The organism is Mariniblastus fucicola (assembly GCF_008087665.1).
Taxonomy (GTDB): domain Bacteria; phylum Planctomycetota; class Planctomycetia; order Pirellulales; family Pirellulaceae; genus Mariniblastus; species Mariniblastus fucicola.
Genome location: NZ_CP042912.1, coordinates 1,456,505 through 1,475,886, shown reverse-complemented (window position 1 = coordinate 1,475,886; position 19,382 = coordinate 1,456,505). Strand labels below are relative to the sequence as shown.

Below are 19,382 nucleotides of genomic sequence, written 5' to 3'. Positions count from 1 at the left end.
GGGACGGCTCTTCGAGTGGGCACTTGTGGAATGACAGCCGTGCCCGGAAAGCTTTTTACTTCAACATCACAACTGTATTGGCCCCATGAATCGTCCCGAGTCCAACACGACGACCGAGGACTTTGGATTCCTGCCGCCTCGTTACCAATTCCAGGAAATGATTTCTGGAACTCGTGACGACTTTTTTGAATTGTTGGCCGCAGACACGGTGCTCGACACCCAAGTGCGAATCGAGCTGATTCCGATCGAGCAGTTTGACAACGACGGACTTTTTCGGCTCGAACACTACTTCGGTTACGCCTCGCGACTGAAACTGGATGCTTTCGTGGCACCCACGGACCAGGGATTCGTCACCGACGATGCGGGCACGGAGTATGTGCTGCTTAGCCGCCCTTCAGCCGACGGTACGACACTGGAACAGTTGCTGGACGACACCAATTCACCCAGCGGTGATGCGAGATGGAATCGCAGCATGCCGTCGGATCTGCAGGAGCAGTATCGGTGGATGAAAACCCTGCTCGAAGCGGTCGACATGGTTCACGCCTTGGGGATTACACAGCAGGATTTTCGCCCCAGCCAGTTGATTATCGACGGCGACACTCCGAAGCTGATCTGTCCGGACCTGCGGATGTTTTCCAAGCCGGAATGTCGCGAAGAGTCGTGGTCTCTTTCGTTCGTACAATGTGCCTCTCCAGAGCTGATGGGGCTGATCGAACACGATGTGAACAATCGTTCAGACATCTACTCGATAGGGGTCATCTTCTACTGTTTGCAAACAGGACAACTGCCGTTTGATGGCTCTTCGCTAAGCCAAATACTGTCTGCCCACCTCACGAAACAGGTTTTCGAAAACGGAAGAACGATTCAGTCGCCGCTGATGAAAATCACCGAGAGGATGCTGGAGAAGATTCCCCAGGATCGCTACCAGTCCGTTGCATCCATCCTGGAAGATTTCCGTTGGTTGAGCGATCGAATTGACTCAGAAGAAGCCAAACAGTTTGTTGCGGGTCGTAATGAAATCCGTGATTCAATCACCGTGCCGATGTTCGTCGGGCGTGAGGAAGAACGAACGGAAATTCGCAGGATGGTGGATGAAGTCCGCGCCGGCGGCAGTCGTATCGCTTTGATCAGCGGCGAAAGCGGCATCGGTAAAACGCGACTTGTAAGTGAAGCAATTCGCGAAGCCGGCAAGCTTGGAATGAGAACATTTCAAAGCGAAGCCATCGAACACGTCGGTCAGCAACCTGTCGCGCCACTTACGAAACTGATCAACAATCTCGTGCACTCGGACATCGCACCGACGCTGGCTGAGAAGCTTGACGAGACTCATGAAGAAGTACATTTCTTCTTTCCCAAGTTTGCGACTGCGATTGGATTGCGGCAGCCGGAAAATGAAAACGGCCAGTTTTCAAAAAAAGACAACAAAGAGATCGCCCCGGAAAAGTCTGACTTTTTCGAGCTAAACCGGCTTAGCCGCGCCGTCTGCAGCGTGCTGTCAAAGCTGGGAACGCCGCACGAACCGGCCGTGATCTGGATCGACGACTGCCAATGGTTGGGACCGAGTACGATCGAGACATTACGTGAGCTTTCGCGATGGAACACAGAGTCGTTGCTGATCATTCTGACGTCACGAACTTCGCGAGAACAACCGAACACATCGCACATCGACATTCACTTTGACACCGAAATTAGAATCGGCCCCCTTCCGGATCCCATGCTTGAAGAGCTGGTGAATTCGATGGCGGTGGCATTGCCTAAACAGGTCGTCGAAACGATCGTGAGACTGGCGTCGGGTAGCCCGTTCATGGCGGAAGCAATTCTGCGTGAGATGGCGGAAACCGGAGCAATCCACTTCAAGGACGCACAGTGGCAGGTGGACGAACGATCATTAAATCGTGTTCAGGCTTCAACAGATGCGACCGAAGCGCTACTTCATCGCCTGGAACAGATCCCACCGATGGTTTTGGAGCAGCTTTCGGTCGCAGCAATCATCGGAAAATCGTTCCAATCCAGCACCGTTTCCTCGATTACAGGGACGTCGACATCCGAAACTCAGGTTCATCTTGATTGGGCCAGAAAGCAGCGTCTGATCTGGTCGCGACCTGATGGCTCGCAGGCATTTGTGCACGACCGTATTCGCATTGCGATGGTCGATCAGTTGTCTCGCGAACTCCGAAGTAGCCTGCATGCACAACTGGCGAAGTACTTCGAGGCTCAGGACGGCGATCCAATCAAAATCGCACTTCACTACGACCAGGCCGGCGATTCAGAATCTGCCTTCGCGCCAGCGGTCAGGGCTGCCAAGCGGGCTTATGAGTCCTCATCGCTGTCGACGGCGCTGCAGATGTATCATGTCGCGTGGAAAGGCGTGCCTTTCGGTGATCGCGTACAACGTGGACAGATCGCGGAACGAATCGGTAGCGTGTTGATGCTTGGTGGAAAGTATCACAAAAGCGACATTTGGTTTCAACGTGCTGAAGGCTACACCGATTGTGATCTGGTCCGCGCTCGAATCATCATGCAGCGTAGCGAGCTGGCATTCAAACGCGGCGACAAAAGCGGCGCGGTGAAACTGCTAGAGAACGCCATGGAACTACTGAATCTGTCGATCCCTCGATCGTGGCTGATGATTCAGATCTATGTCATGTGGGAGCTAATGGTTCAGGTAGCTCATTCGTTGATGCCGTCGATATTCCTCCATCGCAAGAAGGAGACGACCGACCGCGATCGGATGGTTTGGAAGATGTACAGCCGGCTGGCTCACTGCTATTGGTACACGCGTGGCAAGTCGATCGTGTTGTGGGCTCACCTTGCCGGACTTAACCGTGCAGAAACAGGCCAGCTTTCTCGGGAGCTCGCACAAGCGTGGTCGGAGCACGCACCGGTGATGGGATTGATTCCGTGGTACGGGCGGGGAGCGAATTATTCGGCGAGGTCACTGCGGATTCGCAATGAGCTCAAGGACGTTTGGGGCGAGGGGCAGTCCAGGAACTATTTCAGCATCCTGCTCTACGCAACGTCACGGTTCGAGCACTGTATCGCGCAAGCCAAGAAAGCAGAAGATATTCTGATGCGGACTGGTGATTATTGGGAACTGAACATCGCCCGTTACCAACATGCCGCCGCGCTGTACCGACAGGGCAATCTGAAAGAAGCCTACGAACTGGCGGAGCAAACTCTCCGCGATGCGATCAAGATTGGCGACTATCAGTCGACCGGAAATATTATTGATGTTCTGGCACGTTCTTCGTTGGGGAAGATTCCTTTCGAATACATCGAAGCCGAGAAAAACCGGGACCTTGACGACCTGCAACTGCAACCGCAAGTTCTGCTGGCCGAAGGCGTGTATCGGATCAACAACGACAGCGATCCCTCCCAAGCCGTCGGATGCTTCGAACGGGCGCTCGAGATCGTCAAGAAAACCGGTGTATCGAATTGTTACACTTCGCCAAATTCGGCATGGTTGGCGACAGCTTTGCGGCGCAAGATCGCACACGAACGGAAAAAAGGGACGGTTTCGGCGTCTTCGTTCAAGCGACATTACTCGGCTGCAAAAGATGCTGTTCGCGTGGCACAAAGATTCAGAAACGAGTTGCCGCACGCGCTTCGGGAAATGGGCTATGCCTACGCTGACAAAGCCGACCAGAAACGGGCTCGCAAATGCCTGATTCGATCGCTCAAACTTGCTTTGGCACAGAATGCATCCTATGAAGCCGCGCTGACGCAACAGGCGTTCGAACGGATGGATGCAAGGTTCGGCTGGCGCGAAATCGAAGAGGATGAACGATCCGGAAATCATGACGTTCGCAAAATTGAAGCAACCGTCCGGCTGAGTGCTCCGCGGGAAACGGTCTCCATCGTCAGCCGTTTCGACGCATTGCTTGACGCGGGACGCAAGATTACGTCGGCACTCGGAAAACGGGACATTTTGAAACACACCGTCGACTCTGCAGCCGACATGCTGCGAGGTCAATCGACGCTAATCGTGCTTCCCGATGAAGACAACGGCTGGCACGCGTGGGAGTCGGATTATTCTTTCGACGAAGCAATCATTTTGGAGGCCGCCGAAGCCAGAGAACCGATCATTCGCGACCACGAGAACACTGGCGGCCGAACCACGTCCAACAACCGGTCAGTCTCGGTACTGTGCTGCCCAATCGTGGCGGGCAAGGAAGTCGTGGCATGCATCTACGTTTCCAACCGTTTGATCGAATCGATGTTCGGACCGAACGAATTGAGGATCGCCGAGTTCATTGGAAATGCAGCCGGGTCGAGTCTGGAAAAGGAAACCAGTTTCCAGGAGCTGGACGAACTCAACGCCAGCCTGGAGCAGAAAGTCTCCGACCGAACGAGGTCACTGCGATCTCGAACACGTGAGCTGGAACTGACGGCTCAACAGCTTCGTGCGACACAGCATCGTCTGGAAGACGCAGCGAGCGCGGCCGAGGCTGCGAACAGAATCAAAAGTGACTTTCTGGCGAAAATGAGCCATGAAATCCGGACTCCCATCACCGCCGTGTTGGGTTTCACACAATTGATCTTGCGTGGAGTCATTTCCGAACCGGAAGAGCAACTCAAGAAGATTCGCTCGATCGAGTCGAGCGGAAAGCATCTGCTTCAGCTGGTCAATGACCTGTTGGACATCTCCAAAATCGAAGCCGACAAAATCGAGATTGAGCAGATCGAGTGTCGTCCGCTGCATCTGTTCGGAGAGATTGTGGAGTCGTTGCGTTCCAAAGCCAGCGAAGGTGACAACACACTGAAGCTGGATCTGGTCGCGCCAATTCCTTCGACGATTCAGAGCGATCCGAAACGACTGCGACAGGTCGTGACCAATATCCTTGGCAATGCGATCAAATTTACATCCGGCGGAGTGGTGACCTTGCGAGTCAGCAGTTTTAACGATGGAGACCGTGGGATGCTGAAGCTGGACGTGATCGACACTGGTATCGGGATGACGCCTGAACAACTCAAAAACGTTTTCGACCCCTTCGTCCAGGCTGACTCGTCAATCACTCGACGTTTTGGAGGCACTGGATTGGGACTTTCCATCAGCCAAAAACTTACTAAAGCACTTGGTGGTGAGATCAGCGTCGTTAGCAGTCCGGGAGAAGGGTCGACTTTCTCGATTACCGTGGAAGCTGGGCCATCCGATCAGCTGGAACTGCTTGAGGAAAATGAGCTTGAAGATTTCGTTGACCGACAGATCACCTCGGAGTGGATCACTTCGGACCTGACCGGGCTTCGCATACTTTTGGCCGACGACGCACAAACGAATCGGGATCTGATTTCTCTGGTGCTTAGTGATTGCGGAGCGCATATAACGCTGGCGGAGAACGGGCAGGAAGCCGTCGATCATGCTCTGGGCGACGAAGAGTTTGACATCATCCTGATGGACATGCAAATGCCTGTTCTTGACGGATATTCGGCGACCCAGCGACTTCGCAGTGAAGGCTATGAGGGCCCAATTTACGCACTCACAGCCAACAGCATGAAGGGTGACCGTGAAAAGTGCATGGCCGCCGGATGTAGCGACTATTTGACGAAACCAATTGATTTGAATGGCCTTGTAAAGGCAATGGCCGCAGTCGCCGGATCCGAGATCGCATCGGTTTCCGAAACAGAAACCCCAAGCGGCGACACTGACCGCGATTCGGGCAGCGACACCGACAACGATCCCCCCCCTAAGAAAGATACCGACATGGCTATCAACAGCCCCTACCGTCTCAAGTTCAAGGAATCCGATTTACCGGATAACCAAATGGTTCGAAAGTTCTCATTTGATTTCTTTAAAACACTTGATCGACGCAAAGCCGAATTCTCAAGCAGCCTGGCCAACCGCGACAAAGAGCAACTCGCTTCGCTGGCGCATTGGCTGAAAGGGACCAGCGGCACGGTGATGCTTGGCGAAGTAGCCTCGGCCGCGAAGGAGATGGAAGCTGCCTTGCGGGCAGACGATTGGCAGGCAGTTGCCGTAATCTACGAGCTGATCGAAGTGTACTCAGAATGTGCGACTGAGTTCAGTTTGAACTAGGCGAGTTTGCGTGCAAAGACCAAGCACGAAGTGCCTGGGACAGATTTGCTTACAGGATTACGGGGCGGCAAAGCTCATCAACACCAACGCTGCCAATTTAGCGCGTGGGACGAGACTTTCAGGGATCAGAAATTCCTGGTCTGAATGAATGTGATCACCGCAAGGTCCGAGCGTGTCAATGTTTGGAAGTCCTGCTGCCGCGAACCGATTCCCATCGCTTGCTCCACCAGTTCCTCGCCACTTGATCTCCATCCCCAATGCTTCGCCGCACGATTCGATTCGACTCTGCATTTGACGTACGCCATCATCGATCGGTTTCGGCGGAGAAGAAAACTCGCCGCTCATCTCGACGGAGATTCCATCGGCTTCGTTGTACTTTGCGACAAGGGACGCAAATTTCTCTTCCACCTGTTTTTGCTGGTCCGTGTCAACGACGCGAACGTTGACTCGGCCGACAGCCAAATCGGGAACCGCATTAAGGGCTCCACCGCCGTTGATGCGTCCAACGTTGTAAGTGATATCAGGATCGGTATTGAGTTCGTCGATCTCGACACACAATCGGGAAAGCGCCGCCAATGCGTTGCGGCCTTTCGCAAAATCCCGCCCAGTGTGAGCGGACCGACCGCGGACGATAAACGCGAAGTTTCCCGAACCTTTTCGCCACGACACCAGAGTTCCGTCCGGCAGCGAGGGCTCAAACAACAGTCCGGCAACGCAGTGCCCGGCACGGCTGCGAATGAAAGTGTCGCTGCCTCGCGATCCAATTTCTTCGTCCGAATTCAGGATGACTTCCCAGCCAATTTTTCCGGCCAACGAACTGGCTTCCAAAGTCTTGAGCGCGTTGAGCATCACGACGATTCCGCCCTTGGCATCAATCACGCCGGGACCATTGACCGTGCCGTCCTGACGGGTCACACATTTTTGAAATGAGCTGTCCGGCCCGTACACGGTATCCATGTGAATGCAGAGCATGACTTTCGTTTCCGCCTCAGGCCATTTCGTGACGTGAAGAATTGGCCCAGACTTGCCCTCCTCGCTGACACCACGATCATCGACCGTCATCCATGGTTCGGACTCAACAACTTCTAGCTCGCCGCCCAAGGTTGAGAATTCTTCGATCAGACGTTCCCGAACTTTTTGAATTCCGGCAAGATTAAACGTTCCCGAATTGATGTCACAAAGTTCAACGATCAGATTCAGCATCGAGTCCTGTTTGTCGTCAAGCCACTGCAACGACTCCACGGCATGACGATTCACGTTCAAACTCATTTCTTGTCCTTGCGGGCGTTTTGATCGAGAGCAACTTTCCAGATGATCGCCCCTTTAAGTTCCGACGTCAGGATCGCAGCCTCGCTATCGGCCGCGAAACAAATTGCTTCGCCCTGACTCTGCAGCGGCACTGACAACACAGTGGGTTTTGTTTCCGTGACCGTCTGCAACCAGGTTTTCCCTTCGCCTTTCTCAAAAAGCCAGGCTCCAAAATAGTTGCGAACGATCAACCGTTTGTTGTTCGGTGAAAAAGCCATTCCGGTAACGTTGCGAATCGGAAAGTCCGCGACGCGTCGGGCGATGTTCTTTGGTTTCGTTTGCTTTGCTTTCGCTTCCGCAGTCAGCGGATTGGCCAGCGTATAGATCCCTGGCTGCGTTTTGCGTTTGTCGTCGATGTAAACTTTTTCAATGAACCAAAACGTGTCGTCGTCGGCGTTGTAGCTCATCGCTTCGCAGTTGTGCGAACCGTCTTCGTATTTAAACTCGATAGTTGCAGAGGACGCCTTTAGTTGCTGCTCTTTCAGCTTGCCCTTCGAGGAAAATTCTGGCTTGAACAAGGGCTCAGCAACGACGTACAGCTGATACTTCTTTTGCTTGAACTGATTGTCGCCGACATTGCCGACCGCCAAAAACGGCTGATCATTCATCGAGAATCCGCACATCGCTTCCCAATCTCGATTCTTTGCATCCAGGACTTCCAGGGTCGCCTGAGTTTGGCCTTTGGTGCTCACTTGGAACAGCACTGGAGATCCGCCAGAATCGTTAAATGTCCAAATTGCGTTGGAAGCATTGCCGCTGTCGTCCGGCCTGGCGACGGTTACGCCGCTACTTTCGTTGATTCGCTGGTCTTCGAATCGCCCCAGCACGACCATCTTTTTCTTCTTCGAGCTTGCGGCTTTTTCCTGAACTTTCGTCGAATTGTCGGGCTCCTGAGCCGATGAAGATTGGCACAGGGCGAACGCGAGCCCCAGAATCAGGCAAACCATGGCCTGTGAGGGAAGGAATCGATTGATTTTGAATGACGGTTCTACTATCATTTCGCTCGACGAATTGGGCGTCCGGATATCTCAAATTCTATTTCACACGTAATCAAGAAACTATACGGAATCAAAGATGGCAAGCGAACGGGAAAAGGAAATTAAACGACGTCGGAAACGCCGCAAGCAGATTGCTCATTTGCGGGCTCGCGCTGCAAAGGCTACTGGTTCGGAGAAACAGGTCCTCGCTGACAAACTGCGAAACATGACTCCCGGCTACAAAGTTTTGATCGAATCCATGGGTTTGGCAAAGAAGTAGTCTCCGATGTACGAAAATTCGGAAGCGTCAAAAACAGGTCAGGGTGGTGATTCGCCGGAGTCGTCTTCGAAAAAGACTCCCGCCAACAGCACCCTGTTTCGCTGCGCCTACTGTGGCCGCAAGACCGAGCGATCGGCTTCTCCGTGCATGCCGTTTTGCAGCGTCCGTTGCCATCGAGCCGATCTGGGAATGTGGCTCAATGAGTCCTATGGATTGCCGTGGGACGGTGAAGGCGAACGGGAACAGATCGAAGAATAACTCTCGACTTCCAGAATCAGGCAACCCAAGCGGTTGTGGTTCCTGTTCCGCATCTCTGGTCGCGTCCCGATGGTTGACGCAATGTCGCCCATCCGCCGTCGCCCATCTGCTGTCAATGCGGCTGACTGAGCACTCTCGAGCGAGGTCGTCTTGCGTCGGTCGACCATCTTCCGTTCGCCTACGTGAATTCGATTCGCCTACGTGAATTCGATTCGAATTGCATCTATAATGCCCCGCAGCATTCTCAACCGATTCTCGTGAGCTTCAATGAGCGACCAGCCAGTCATCATCAAGAAAATTTCCTGGGCAGAACTTTGCCCCTGGACGATCATCTTTCGCACGCTTCCCGTGGCGGTCAGCGTCACTGTGTTGGCGTTGGCGATGGTCGGCGTGCTTGCCGCTTCGTTTACGTGGTGGTTGAGCGAAAACTTGTTCGTTCACGGTGAACTCGAACAGGACGCTGCAATGGCAGAAGTCGTCCGCTTGAACACCAGTCCGTATCGCAGTGTGTTCGTCGATGCCAGAACAGACACCAACGCGCTCAGCATTCTCGGTGCCCGGTTGAGCGGACCGCGTGCCGTGTTCAATCAGATCAAACGTCCGGCAACATACATTTTCGCCAGCAAAGTCAAACCGACTGCGGTCGGCGGGCAAAACGTGCGACTGGGGACGTCTGGATTTCTGTACTTTCTGTTCGGCACTGTTTGTTCAATGGCGATCTGGAGCTTTGTCGGGCTGGCGATCGCTCGGGTGTGCCTGTTGCGGCTAACACGAAACGAAACCATCGGCATTGATGACGCTTTCGATTTTGCGTTTGACCATTGGCTGGCAAGTTTCGGAGGAGTCAGCATTCCGCTGGTCGCGGCACTGGCACTTTGCATCCCGGCATCGCTAATCGGGTTGCTGATGACGTTTGACCTGGGAGCCGCCATTGTCAGCTTGCTATGGCCGCTGGTTTTGGCTCTCGGCGGAGCGATGGCGTTGCTATTGCTTGGTCTGACATATGCCTGGCCGCTAATTGTCTCAAGCGCTGCGTGCGAAGGCCAGAACTCATTCGACGCGATGACGCGGGCTTACGCTTACGTTTTCCAGCGACCGTTACATTGCCTTGGCTACGCGGTTGCGGCGATGCTTTTCGGTGGCTTTTGCTGGTTGATCGTTGCCAATCTTTCGGGCTCGGTCATTAACCTCAGCTACTGGGCGTCCTCGTGGGGAGCCAATGTCGGCAGTGGAGAACAGCCTCGCATTGAAGTTCTTCAGGGATTGGCGTCAGACACTGAAACGTCGTCCGAATCCATGCTTTCGTTCGCCCAAAACACCATTGCGTTTTGGAATGGCCTGATCAGAACGATCGCAGCCGCATTTTTGTATGGTCTGTTTTGGTGCATGGCGTCAGCGGTGTATTTACTGTTGCGAAAAGACGTTGACGATACGGAGATGGACGAGATCTTCATCGTTGACGAAAAACGGACGTACGAATTGCCGCCGCTAAAGTCAGATGAAACTGGAGTTCCTCAGGTGCAAACGCCGACACCGTCGGACGCACCAGAGGAAACGGAAACCGGGGAAACAGAATCTTCGTAAGCCCCCAACCGAGTTAGGAACGGATTCCATGCCCGCGAAAATGAAATCGCTAAAGAAATGCCTTGATCAATTTCTTTGTGGCGATGCAATTGAGGTCGCCAAAACGCTCCCCGACGCCTGTGTCGATACGATCGTCACGAGTCCGCCGTACTGGCAGCAGCGAGACTACGGCACGGCTGATCAGATCGGCCAGGAAATTTCCCCGGCGGCCTACGTTGAACGGCTAAGCGAGTTGTTCGACGAACTCAAACGTGTTGTCAAACCAACCGGTTCTGTCTGGATGGTGATCGGTGACAAGTATCTCAAAGGCGAACTGATGGGCATGCCCTGGCGAGTCGCGTTTGGGCTGAAGGACGTCGGTTGGCGGATGCGAAGCGATTGTATTTGGCAGAAGCCGAATGCGATGCCGTCGAGCACTCGGACTCGTCCGACGACAGATCATGAGTACATCTTTCTGTTCTCCAATGGCAAAGACTACTTCTACGACGCCGATGCGATCCGCGAGCCGCACGTGACTTTCTCGGAAAGTTCAAAAATGAAAGGCGGGCGGAAGCACTTTGGCAAACGCGGTGGAACTCCGGAGAAAGGCAAGAACACCGGCGATACCAATCTTCACGACGGCCGCTGGGACCAGGCTTTTCACCCCAAAGGCCGCAACAAACGCACGGTTTGGTCGATTCCGTTGTCGAAGTTTCGCGAAGCCCACTTTGCGGTCTACCCGCCAAAGCTTGTAGAAACTTGCATTGCCGCCACCTGCCCGCCGGGGGGCGTGGTGTTGGATCCGTTCAGCGGAGCAGGAACGACGGCGGTCGTCGCACACAAGCTCGGAAGAAAGTTCATCGCCATCGATTGCAATGAGGAATATTGCGAAATGGCGCGTCGAAGGCTTGGCGACGCTTGATTTCGCATTCGCGGATCCGCTTGGGTCCTGCCGCAACGTAATTCGCCGAGACGTCACGTCGCGCATGCAAAAAGCCGCAGAGAAATCTCTCCGCGGCTTTTATTTTCGAGTGAATACAGTCGAACTAGCGACGGCACTTTCCTGAAAGACAACCGCCGCGACCTGGAACCAACGTGACTGTTGGTGGTCCGTAGATTTGCATCAGGACGGGTGGAATCGATTGCTGTGGCAGTGGAGCCGGAGCCGGAATGTAGCTCGGCGTTGCCAGCGGTGCCGGAGCCGGAACAAAAATTGGAGTCGACATGACGGGTGCTGCCATTGGAGCACTTATGATCGGTGCGCTCATGACGGGAGCGGCTTGCATGATTGGAGCTGCCGCAACAGGAGCAGATTCAATTGATTGTGCAGGAGCCGGAATCGCCTCAATGCCAGGCTGAGCCATCGGAGCTTGTGTCGAGAACATTGTCGGCGCTGAGTAAGTCGAATCGCCGACGACGCGGGCACCTGTCACAGACATCTCTGTAGCACGCTCAGCTTCAAGTGCCATCAACTGTGTTTGAAGGTCCGCAATTTTCTCGTTTCGCTCGGCGCGAATTTTTGCAAGGCGTTCCTGTTCTTCACGAATGCGTGCTTCTTCTTCAGCACGAATTTCAGCCATCTTGGCTTCCTGCTCCGCACGCAGTTCTGCAAGTTTTGAATCTTGCTCTGCTCGAAGCTTTTCCATTTGTGCGTTGTAGTCCGCCTGCAGCTCTTCAAATTTGGCTTGCGGGTTAGGAGCTTCAATTTCCTGAATTTGACCAGCGTCCTGCGCCTGCGACATTGCGGGAGCCAGAACAGCTGAGAGGGTGAGGGCGAGGATGAGTTTCTTCATTTATCTGTCTCCAGAATTCGAGTGTTGATCTGCGATCCACATTAGTTGGGCGAATTCTGGATGCTCCCAATTCCTCGGATTGTCGAAAGATTTTCGCCGCACAAGGCTGGAGCAATTGGTCCATCCCCGACCATGCACAGGACTGTTACTACCGGACTTGCGGATGTCGGCCGAGACGGCGACATTTCGCCGCAACACCCGGAAATAGCGGCTCGCAAACAAGAGAGACCGCCGAACAACAGTGGAAAGTGCCAGACGCCGACGCCGCGAAAAAGCGTGAGATCAGAAACCGGTCGGCTTACTCCACACCCATCTCATCGAGCAGTCGCTGCGATTGGTAGACCTTGCCGGTGATCCACAGCACATATCGAATATCCACGCCAATCGAACGGCTGTAGCTTTCGTTCCAGGCAAAGTCATTGATCGTGGCTTCGAAAGCTCGGTCAAAATTAACTCCCACAAGTTGCCCACGACCATTGAGAATCGGGCTGCCAGAGTTACCTCCAGTTGTGTCCGTGTTGTACAGCAACGCCACGGGAACCTGATTCAGCGTCGGATGAAGGAAGCCTTCGAACTCACCTTTCTCATACAGCTCCTGAATTCGATCTGGCGTAATAAACGGCTCTTCGCCAGTCGTTTTCTCGATCACGCCGCGCAACGTGGTCGCGGGCGATTTGTAAACCGCGTCTTCGGGTGAGTAACCTTTGACGTTGCCGTAGGTCATACGCAATGTTCCATTCGCGTCAGGGACGAAACTTGTTTTTTGGAATTCCTGCTTCACGTCGATCAGCTCACCATAAAGCCGCCCGAGCCGTCCGTCGATTTCTTTGCTCTGTTCGCGAAGCCGGACGAATTCCGGGTACAAACCGATGACCGATTTCAGAAACGGATCGTCGATCGCTTTGATCTCATCTGCAGTTTTTGTAAACAGAGATCGAATGTAGGACTCGTCGTTAAACTTCGATTCAGCAAAAGAATCGTCACCCAACGTTTCGTCATCGAGGAAGGCTTTGACAACGCCAGCCGAATTTGCCGGTCCTGTTTTGCGAAGTCTTCGCTTCATCTCGGTCAACATTTGCATGTCGGTCTCTCGATGCCAGTCTTTCCATCCCAAAATTGCGCGATCAACAGTGCGTTCGTAGTTTCGATCCATGTAAGCAGCTTCGCGATCAAGATCTGACTTCGCCCGTTCTACAGCCGCATCATAGATCGTGTACGCCAGCCCCAAACCTCGGCACGCCGACACCAAATTGTTCAGCGTCAGACGATATTTCGCCGTCGCACCCAGCTCTGAATAGACAGCATCAAGCTCTTTCAACAGCGAACCGTATTTCTGTTTTCGATCCGGACTGGAATCAATAAAGTTCTGCAGTTGTGATTCGACTGCCCTCCGTTTGGCAACGATGTTTGCACGACGCAGCCCTTTCAGCTGACCTCGCGAACGCTTTTCCACGTTGGCGAGGCTCTGCTTGCGAGACGAGTGTTTCAGCGCGACGCCGCGATCGTTTTTGGACATTTCGTCCATTGTTGCGATTTGCCATTGGTACAAATCAACGACATACGGCAACCGAACGTTCTGTTCGTATTCGAGGAAAGACGCCGTTTTATGTCGCGCCGTTCGGCCGGGATAGCCCAACAGAAAGACGAAGTCTCCTTCATTGGCGCCGGCCTTGGAAACCTGAATGTGGCGTTTGGGTTGATAGGGAACGTTGGCTTTGTCATAGTCAGCCATCGATCCGTCTGGAGCAACATAGGCTCGCATGAACGAGAAATCGCCGGTGTGCCGTGGCCATTCCCAGTTGTCGACGGCTCCGCCAAAGTTTCCGACCGACGACGGCGGTGCAAACACCAGACGAACATCGCGAATGTAGGTGTACAGAAAAAGCACGTAGGTTTTTCCAGTAAACATCTCTGCGATGTCAGCTCGCATCCCGGCGTTTTCTTCTTCGGCTTTTTTCTCCAGTTCTTTGCGCCGTTTTTCAATTGCCTTGCTGCGATCCGTGGCCGACATCGAATCGTCAACTGCCGCGAGGACTTCTGCCGAAACATCGCGATACGATTCAGTGATTCGAACCACGTAGCCCGGAGCAGGAATCTCCTGCTCGCGAGACTGACTGAAGAAACCGTTTTTCAGCCAGTCGTTCTCTGCCGTGCTGGCGGACTGAATCGCGCGATAGGCACAGTGATGATTGGTGATAATCAGCCCATTGTCCGAAACGAATGAGCCCGTACATCCGTTGACACGACAAATCCCGTCCAACAAACAGGTCTCGTCTGGATTAAAGATCTGAGAGGCGGTCAGCTGCATGCCTTTCTCGGAAAGCCCCAATCGATCGATCGAGCTGATCGGAAACATGCCTTCTTCTGCCTGCGTCTGGCTGAGGGCAATGAAAAACAGAAGCAGTGTAACGAGCGGTGTTCGGTTCATGGCGATCACGAATGTTTGGCATGGAAGTCAGTTCACATTGTAGCAAAATCGAATTCGTCCTTCAGCCGTTCACGGCTTTCACGATCGTCGGAAATCGCAACAATACTGCGGTGAAAACATTTGAAATCAAATCAGATTCCGACGAACTTTTGCTTCACGGCTATCTTTGGCAGGCAACGCAACCGAAGGCCGCGGTGAGCCTTGTTCACGGATTTGGCGAGCATTGTGGGCGATACGAAGAACTGGCATCGCACTTGGTGACGAATGACATCTCCGTGGTCGGAGTCGATCTTCGTGGTCACGGAAAAACGCCTGGCCCGCGCGGCGTCGCGAAGAACTACGACGCGATCCATGGAGACGTGCGAACGTTGATCGGAGAAACGGCTCGCAGGTTTCCCGACGTGCCGAACTTCCTGTTTGGTCACTCGATGGGTGGCGGCCTGGTTTTGCATCATGGCATAACAGCGACATCCGATTCGCTGTCCGGCTATCTGGTTTCAGCTCCGCTGATTCTTGCCAAACGCCCGATTCCGTTCGCGCTACGTGCCGCGGTCAAGGCCCTTCAGCACCTCGTGCCCACAGCAACGATGCCCATCCCGGTATCCGGCAAGAATATCTCGAACGTTCCAGAAGAACAGGATCGCTACGACAATGATCCGCTCAATCACAATCGATTGGGTTTCAGCCTGGCGGTGGGCATGATTGAAGCCGGAGAGAGCATTCTCGAGAACGCGTCCACGTGGAACTTGCCGCTACGCTTGTGGCACTCTCGGGCAGATAGAATCACCAGCTATTCGGCGTCCGAGCAATTTGCAAAAGCTGCCACGCAATGCCAGTTCACGACGTTCGAGGAGGTGCAGCATGAAATGCACCAGGACGATTCGCGACAGGAAGTTTTTGAACTGATGGTTGAGTTTATCAAACGCAGGTCCACCGCGTCTGATTGAATTGGATGAATCGCTGTGCGTCAATCGAACTATCTGACATCCAATTCGCGGCGGTGCCCCAAACCAGAAGCGCGGCCCACTTCAACCGCTTGCCCACTGCGCAGATCAATGATTCGCACCGACAGTTTATTGAGCGGTCCTTTTTGTTGGACATAATTATTGAGTGCAGCGACTTTCTGATCCCACGGCGCTTCGTTTTCCAGTTCCAAACCTGGAGCATTGCCCCAGATAACGGTCGCTGCGTTTTCGCCTTCCTCGGTCCACAACTCAAACGGGATGGTCCGATCGTCGGCGTTGGCGAACAGACGCCACGAGATAATCCGACTCAGCCCCAGCATCTGCCAATCGCCAATCAGGACTTCGCTGATCGCTGCGGCGCCTTTGACGCGTTCGTCCGGCCACTGCGTCCAGCGATAGATGTGCCGCAAATGCTGCGGAGCATGTTTTTGAGTTTCATCACTGTGATAGATGAATATTTTCGGCTGAACAGTTCCAGCAAGAGCAAGTTTTTGCGGCATGATCACGCCGGTTCGATCGACAGGAATCAACTTGGCTTCCTGTTTCCAGTCCGGAACGGTTTTGCTGTGCAGTTCCACCACCGCGATGGGCTGGCGATAGAGCAGGTCAACTTTCAGACCTTCGCGAGTCTTTTTCATTTCGCGAACCTGCTCGATCCAACCAATGGTTTGGCACGTTGCAACAGCATCCGAAATCAGGGAGGGTTCGAGCAGAGACCGAGGCTGTCCTGTCGATGTAAGGATGGCTTCCTTGATGTCCGTTTTGGTCCATGCGGGCGGAGTATTGATTTCGATTTTCTCGGCTGACAGTTGCGTCAGAGCCGGATCGACGATTTTGTTCTGATATCGCCCCCAACACCAAACTGCAGTCGCGGCGAGTCCAACATTGAACAAAACGAACAACGTTGCAGGATGGAAAAGCAGTTTCATCGGTGAAAGATTATCGATGAAAGCGGCCAAGCCAGTTTTTTTTCTTCGCGCCATGAGGGAACCCGATTCGACTAACATTGAAGAGCGCGCACGCTCACTTCTATCGTCGTACCGTGTGAGTCGGATTCTTTGACTTGAAACGAAGCTTCGAAACAACCGTCACCAACGGTTCAAATGGCTTCCTCAGGTCGTGTGATTGGAGCGAACTCGCTTGAAATCGCTTGCTTGATCAGACCGCATCCGGAGCAGAGTGCGGGTGGAGCAGTCCGCGTTTAGAGAGCACCGATTGGCCAGAAATCGCTTGCGCTGCGAGGGTACACGGCACGTGCGTGGCAACATCAACGTCGCCTCGACAGGAAAAGGGCGCCTTCGACCAAAGCCCTATGCCTTCGCGGCTTGCTCTGGATACTGCACGCGAGCGTGATACATCGCGTTGAGCGATTTGACCAGGCTGTCACAGATTGTCTTCAGTTCCTCAATCGTGATATTACACTCATCGAACTGGTTGTCGTCGAGCTTCTTTTTCGAGATCTCGTTCACCAGGTTTTCAATTCGGGCAGGAGTCGGCTCTCTCAGCGTTCGGCTGGCACTTTCGACTGCATCTGCCAACATCATGACCGCGGCTTCACGCGTTTGCGGACGCGGACCGGGATAGCGAAAGTCTGCTTCGTCGACGCCCGTCGCGACTCCATCATTTTCCTGTTCGGAGTTTTTGATCGCACGGCGGAAAAAGTACTCAACGATCGTCGTTCCGTGATGCTGCTCGATCAAGTCGATGATTCGCGGCGGCAGCTTGTGATTTCGGCCGATCTCAACACCATCTTTCACGTGAGCCACAATCACCAGCGTGCTCATGCTGGGCGTCAGGTCGTCATGCTTGTTGACGCCGCCAGCCTGATTCTCGATGAAGTACTCGGGCTTGCGCAGCTTTCCGATGTCGTGAAAATAAGCGGCGACGCGACACAGCAAACCGTTGGCTCCAATCGCATCGGCCGCAGCTTCGCCGATCGATGCAACGTTGATGCTGTGGTTGTACGTTCCAGGCGCACGCTGCACGAGCTCTTTCAACAATGGATGGTTGGCGTCGCTCAACTCCAACAACCGTGCGTCGGTCTGAATCTCAAACCAACCCTCCAGAAAAGGAAGCAGGTTGGTCATCAAGAGCCCCGCGGCGAATGTTCCGGCTGAAAACAGAATCGCATCGGTCAACAACGCTTGCTGAAGCGGCTGGCCGAGCATAAATCTCACGCCCAAAACTGTCGGAAAGACGATCGCCGCAGCGGTCAGTCCAACGTTAACCAAACGCGTTCGACTTCGAATGTTGCGACAATAGAAAGCCGATGTCGAGGACGCCGCCATCAGGACAACGAACTCGTCGAGGCCAAAACCGTGCGCGGCACAGAACGCAAAACAAACCAAACCGGAAACAAACAGAGCCAGTTCGACGTGATAGGCGATCGCAATGGTCATCGCGAACAGGACGACGGGAACCACTTCGGCACGCCAAGTCGGATATAGCGACAACCACCAGGCCGTAACCAGCGTGACCGTCATCAGGCCCAACAACAGCGCGAACGACTGCAAATTGTCGATCAGATGCCGGTCTCGATAGTAAAGGTATTGCGACAACATCGAAAACACGGCCGCAAACAGACCGATGAACGATAGCGAATGAATAGTTCGGACCGTCCAGTTTTCGGATTTGGCCTGAGCACGATGCTCAGCACGTAGCAGTTTCAAGTCAGCTTCATTGATCGGAACTCCGGCTTTGATCCCGCGGCGTTCCAGATCTTCCGCGTTAAACTGCTCCAGCGGTTCGCCCGGCTGATAGGTTTTCTTGACCGGCTCGATCGCCCGCAACGTCTCGTCGATTCGTTTCTGGGTTGCTTCCTGATCCCAAGTCAGCGTGACTGGCAATTGTGGCTTGAGCCAGCGGAAAACCGTATTGGCGACGAACTCCGGATCGGAAATCGTATCGGCTTTCAATTTCAGTTCTGACACTAGAGCGCTCTGCAGCTTACCACTAACTTCGGCGATTCGCACACTCGAAACCGCGACTCGCCTGGCCCCGCTGGTGTCACCCACGTAGACGTCGATCTCTCGCATGCTGCCCTGGCCGATCTCGTGCGTCAAAGACTGCAACAAGCCGTTTTTGTCGATTTCGATGAACGCTCTTTCGATCGCCTCGCGAAGCGCCACCAGTTCGGCATCGTTCTCCAACGCATTACGGAACCGATCAAAGTTCAACTGAAGCGGACTTTTCTCGACCTGCTCCTCCTCCGGCGTTTCAGCCTCCGCATCTGGTTGGGCAGTGTCGTCTACGTCTTGCGCGACCTTGGCAGGGCTGGCTGCATCCACGACTTCTTCAACGACTTCCTTCGGCGGCGGTAACGGAGGCGCTTCAGCAACCGTCCCGTTGGGGTTAAGAAAGAACCGATGCAGCGTCGCACTGTCTTCAACCTCGTCGAAGTTTTTTTCTTTGACCGAAAACACATCGTCGATCAACGCCTGACGCAGTTGCTCCAATGCCTGTTGGTCGTTGAAGTAAAAGCACAGCAGGTTTCGTTGTGTGCGTTGCTTTTCCTGATCCGTAGCCTGTAAGTCGTCGTACTCGAACGTCGTCCGGGCGTGCAGGTCTCGCAACGGCGCTTCACGAACGCGATACGAAAACGCGGGAGCCCACCCAGCCATCACAACCCACAGGAGACTTGTGGCAACAGCACACAGCGCAACACGAGTCCAGACATCGCCTCGTTTAAAAAACTCGGCGGCCGTTTCGAACGGTGCCTTGGGAGGAGACAACGTCCAACGTTTACGTTTTAGTGATGAATTCGACATGGTTGGGAC

Annotated in this window: 12 protein-coding genes; 6 read left to right on the top strand and 6 right to left on the bottom strand. The window is 53.8% G+C overall.

Features of this window, described 5'->3' with window-relative positions:
• Positions 1-85: 85 nt before the first annotated feature.
• Entirely contained in the window at positions 86-6,034 is a 5,949-nt protein-coding gene (locus tag MFFC18_RS05345) for an ATP-binding protein (RefSeq protein ID WP_075081729.1), read from the top strand.
• 57 nt (positions 6,035-6,091) lie between these two features.
• Here MFFC18_RS05345 and MFFC18_RS05340 read toward each other — a convergent pair whose 3' ends face one another.
• Both MFFC18_RS05340 and MFFC18_RS05335 read right to left on the bottom strand, forming a co-directional pair.
• Complete coding sequence (locus tag MFFC18_RS05340; RefSeq protein ID WP_162273877.1) at positions 6,092-7,291, bottom strand: hydrolase; 1,200 nt, start codon at positions 7,289-7,291, stop codon at positions 6,092-6,094.
• An 8-nt stretch (positions 7,292-7,299) separates the two neighbouring features.
• Positions 7,300-8,340, bottom strand: a complete 1,041-nt coding sequence (locus tag MFFC18_RS05335; RefSeq protein ID WP_148618660.1) for a hypothetical protein — start codon at positions 8,338-8,340, stop codon at positions 7,300-7,302.
• Positions 8,341-8,416: 76 nt separating this feature from the next.
• On the opposite strand from MFFC18_RS05335, the gene MFFC18_RS05330 reads away from it, so the two are divergent.
• The 4 genes from MFFC18_RS05330 (at position 8,417) to MFFC18_RS05315 (ending at position 11,342) form a co-directional block, all read left to right on the top strand.
• Complete coding sequence (locus MFFC18_RS05330; RefSeq protein WP_075081732.1) at positions 8,417-8,599, top strand: DUF6800 family protein; 183 nt, start codon at positions 8,417-8,419, stop codon at positions 8,597-8,599.
• A gap of 6 nt (positions 8,600-8,605) precedes the next feature.
• The gene (yacG, locus tag MFFC18_RS05325; protein ID WP_084416699.1) at positions 8,606-8,857 is read left to right on the top strand and encodes a DNA gyrase inhibitor YacG; all 252 of its coding nucleotides are present in this window, start codon (positions 8,606-8,608) and stop codon (positions 8,855-8,857) included.
• Positions 8,858-9,124: 267 nt separating this feature from the next.
• Positions 9,125-10,441, top strand: coding sequence for a hypothetical protein (locus MFFC18_RS05320; RefSeq protein WP_075081733.1), 1,317 nt, complete (start codon positions 9,125-9,127; stop codon positions 10,439-10,441).
• Between the two features lie 28 nt (positions 10,442-10,469).
• Positions 10,470-11,342, top strand: a complete 873-nt coding sequence (locus MFFC18_RS05315) for a DNA-methyltransferase (RefSeq protein WP_202907470.1) — start codon at positions 10,470-10,472, stop codon at positions 11,340-11,342.
• A gap of 124 nt (positions 11,343-11,466) precedes the next feature.
• Here MFFC18_RS05315 and MFFC18_RS05310 read toward each other — a convergent pair whose 3' ends face one another.
• Together MFFC18_RS05310 and MFFC18_RS05305 are read right to left on the bottom strand one after the other, a co-directional pair.
• Positions 11,467-12,213, bottom strand: coding sequence for a hypothetical protein (locus MFFC18_RS05310; RefSeq protein WP_075081735.1), 747 nt, complete (start codon positions 12,211-12,213; stop codon positions 11,467-11,469).
• Between the two features lie 298 nt (positions 12,214-12,511).
• Positions 12,512-14,641: a S46 family peptidase gene (locus MFFC18_RS05305; protein WP_075081968.1), complete on the bottom strand. Its 2,130-nt coding sequence runs from the start codon at positions 14,639-14,641 to the stop codon at positions 12,512-12,514.
• A 20-nt stretch (positions 14,642-14,661) separates the two neighbouring features.
• Here MFFC18_RS05305 and MFFC18_RS05300 point away from each other — a divergent pair, with 20 nt between their 5' ends.
• On the top strand, positions 14,662-15,588 hold the full coding sequence (locus MFFC18_RS05300; RefSeq protein ID WP_157664989.1) for an alpha/beta hydrolase: 927 nt from the start codon (positions 14,662-14,664) through the stop codon (positions 15,586-15,588).
• Positions 15,589-15,617: 29 nt separating this feature from the next.
• Here the strand turns inward: MFFC18_RS05300 and MFFC18_RS05295 are convergent, their stop codons facing one another.
• Together MFFC18_RS05295 and MFFC18_RS05290 are read right to left on the bottom strand one after the other, a co-directional pair.
• The gene (locus MFFC18_RS05295; protein WP_148618659.1) at positions 15,618-16,535 is read right to left on the bottom strand and encodes a hypothetical protein; all 918 of its coding nucleotides are present in this window, start codon (positions 16,533-16,535) and stop codon (positions 15,618-15,620) included.
• 381 nt (positions 16,536-16,916) lie between these two features.
• Positions 16,917-19,373, bottom strand: a complete 2,457-nt coding sequence (locus MFFC18_RS05290; protein WP_075081738.1) for an HD family phosphohydrolase — start codon at positions 19,371-19,373, stop codon at positions 16,917-16,919.
• Positions 19,374-19,382: the final 9 nt, after the last annotated feature.

Bases quoted from the DNA above. Each gene is read 5' to 3' on its own strand.
- MFFC18_RS05305 (WP_075081968.1), bottom strand. From the start codon at position 14,641: ATGAACCGAACACCGCTCGTTACACTGCTTCTGTTTTTCATTGCCCTC.
- MFFC18_RS05335 (WP_148618660.1), bottom strand. From the start codon at position 8,340: ATGATAGTAGAACCGTCATTCAAAATCAATCGATTCCTTCCCTCACAG.
- MFFC18_RS05315 (WP_202907470.1), top strand. From the start codon at position 10,470: ATGCCCGCGAAAATGAAATCGCTAAAGAAATGCCTTGATCAATTTCTT.
- MFFC18_RS05320 (WP_075081733.1), top strand. From the start codon at position 9,125: ATGAGCGACCAGCCAGTCATCATCAAGAAAATTTCCTGGGCAGAACTT.
- MFFC18_RS05300 (WP_157664989.1), top strand. From the start codon at position 14,662: ATGGAAGTCAGTTCACATTGTAGCAAAATCGAATTCGTCCTTCAGCCG.
- MFFC18_RS05310 (WP_075081735.1), bottom strand. From the start codon at position 12,213: ATGAAGAAACTCATCCTCGCCCTCACCCTCTCAGCTGTTCTGGCTCCC.
- MFFC18_RS05345 (WP_075081729.1), top strand. From the start codon at position 86: ATGAATCGTCCCGAGTCCAACACGACGACCGAGGACTTTGGATTCCTG.
- MFFC18_RS05295 (WP_148618659.1), bottom strand. From the start codon at position 16,535: ATGAAACTGCTTTTCCATCCTGCAACGTTGTTCGTTTTGTTCAATGTT.
- MFFC18_RS05290 (WP_075081738.1), bottom strand. From the start codon at position 19,373: ATGTCGAATTCATCACTAAAACGTAAACGTTGGACGTTGTCTCCTCCC.
- yacG (WP_084416699.1), top strand. From the start codon at position 8,606: ATGTACGAAAATTCGGAAGCGTCAAAAACAGGTCAGGGTGGTGATTCG.
- MFFC18_RS05330 (WP_075081732.1), top strand. From the start codon at position 8,417: ATGGCAAGCGAACGGGAAAAGGAAATTAAACGACGTCGGAAACGCCGC.